The sequence below is a fragment of the Allobosea sp. P4_C6 genome, assembly GCF_056402015.1.
Map to the genome: position 1 here is coordinate 1 of NZ_JBFUIF010000184.1, position 2,353 is coordinate 2,353.

2 protein-coding genes are annotated in these 2,353 nt (G+C 54.2%); one reads left to right on the forward strand and one right to left on the reverse strand.

Annotation, left to right across the window (positions count from 1 at the left end; all coding sequences use genetic code 11):
• Positions 1-450 precede the first annotated feature (450 nt).
• Positions 451-1,941 carry a sensor histidine kinase gene (locus AC1DVA_RS27655; protein WP_476808023.1) on the forward strand — a complete coding sequence of 497 codons (1,491 nt, stop codon included), beginning with the start codon at positions 451-453 and terminating at the stop codon, positions 1,939-1,941.
• 7 nt (positions 1,942-1,948) lie between these two features.
• Here AC1DVA_RS27655 and AC1DVA_RS27660 read toward each other — a convergent pair.
• On the reverse strand, positions 1,949-2,353 hold a 405-nt coding region (locus AC1DVA_RS27660), incomplete at its 5' end, for a LuxR C-terminal-related transcriptional regulator (RefSeq protein ID WP_476808024.1).

Consider the following 2,353-nt stretch of genomic DNA (forward strand, 5'->3'; position numbering starts at 1 on the left):
GCGCAACTTCGCGCGAACTGAGCTTTAACAGGGCATCAACGCTGCATTTATTCGAACGGGGCTTCGGTCGTCTCGAAACATGACGAATAGACCGCAATGCGACGCTCATGATCTCAGCGAGTATCATTGTACTGGGGCGCGTTTGTTCATAGATCGGAAGGTCCAGCCAAAGAGTGAGACTTTGGTCCGTATTCCCAGGCGACCTTTTTCGGCTCGATGCGAAGATCGGCAGGTTCGACAACACGTCATGGTGCGCTGCGAATTCACAATCGCAAGCGCAATAAATCGCGCCCCGAAACATGATTACAACACCATGTCAGCACGCTGCCGGGCAAACGGCATCAATGCTGTCGTCCGCATGTCGCCATTTCATTCCGATTTGTTGTAGATTTCGCCCCAGATTCGCTGGATGAGTGATTGTTAGGTCTGCGGCCACAAAATGGATCACGGATGGGCAAGCCTACTGATGGAAAGCTCGAAAAAAACCCGGTGACCGTAGAAGGACGCGGGCAAGCGGTTTCCAGTGTTCAAAAGCTTGCGCGCTGGCTGGCGGCGCTGAGCCCATTTGTGAGGCCCTGGCGCGCCCTCAGCTTGGAGCGCAAATTCTTGCTCACTGCCACACTAGCCATCGTGTTATCGATGGTGACGTTGGGTTACTGGGTCGAAAAGCGAATCCGCGTAGGTTGGATTCAGGGCATGGCGGAGACAGGCGCTCTCTATCTCGAGGGCTTTCTGGCGCATCATGTCCAGACGCTCGAAAATTCCCGGATCTTGCCCGCAGCGAGCCAAATCGAGATCCAGAATTTGCTGTCCAATACCCGCCTTGGTAACCGGGTCGCGATCATAAAGATCTGGGGGCTCGACGGAAATCTTATATACAGTACGAACAATTCAGATTCACATGAAAAACTTCATAGCGGCTACATCGATCGTATTAAAGACGGGCAAGTCGTTGTTGATGATGACACAGACGACCATGCTTCAGAATTAAAATCGATTAACATCACTCCGAGACTGATCGAAATTTATGCGCCTATATACAAAATGAATTCCAATAACATAATAGCCATCGGGGAATTCTATGAGTATGATAAATTTCTGATAAGTGAGATTAAAAGCGTCAAATACGGAACCTGGTTCCTGATATTCAATGTTTCAATCATAATTATTGTTCTTTTACATATAATCGTGAGTAAAACTGGCAAAACCATTGGAGACCAACAAGAATTGCTGGAAGCCAATTTTGCCCGCGCGGCCGAATTGGCAAAGAGAAACAACGCCCTGCGGCGCGCGGCAGATCGCGCTCGGCTCAATGCGACGGTCTTGAACGAGACATATCTCGCCAGCATTGGCGCGGATATCCATGACGGGCCCATCCAGGTGCTCAGCCTGATGATGCTTAAACTGCCTGATGCAAAGGCGAACGCAACTCAACCTGACGAACTGGGCATGGTGCGGAAGGATCTGGAGCCCCTGATCCAGCAAACGCTTGCAGATCTGCGTAATCTCTCCGCTGGGCTGGTGCTTCCCGAGGTCGAGAATCTGTCCCCGATGGAGACGATCGATCTGGCGATCACGCGGCACGAACACCAGACCGGAACCATGGTCCTGCGCAATCTCGAGGATTTACCCGAGCGCGTCTCGCGCGCCATCCGGGTCTGCGCATATCGCGTGGTTCAGGAGGCCCTCAACAATTCCTACAAACATGCRGGAGGCCAGGGCCAGCGGGTGTCCGCGCGTCGCAACGGCAAGATGCTGGAGATCGTGGTGACGGATATTGGCACGGCTCCGACATTGCAACGCCACCAACCCGCGCGCAGTGCGAAGCTCGGATTGCAAGGCATGGACAGTCGCGTCAGGGCGCTCCGCGGCAGCCTGACCATCGCGCGGCTGGTCAACGGCGGGACCGAAGTTCGAGCAATTCTGCCGGTGCGTTCCTGATTCCGGCCTAAATCGATTTCTGCGGCCGCGGCGAAACGCGCATGCCCTCAAAAGCCGAGGGATTCAGCCGCTGTGCTGCGATCACCACTTCCAACCTGTTGCGTGCCTTCAGTTTCTGCATGAGAAGCGTCATATAGCCCTTGACGGTCTTCTCGCTGAGGGACAATGCGCTCGCAATTTCTCGGTTCTGCTTGCCGCACAAAAGCAGCCTGACGATCTGATCCTCCCGAACGCTGAGCCTCGCGCTCTCTGCGACCTGTCGGTCCAGCGCTTTACCGTGCAAGGCGCTGATCACTTTGGCGGCAAAGCAGGGAGTGATGTAAATCTCGCCCCGACACGTCATCTCGATGGCCTTGATCAGTTCATCGGCGCTGCTGCCTTTCAAGACATAGCCTTTGGCGCCCGCCTCAAG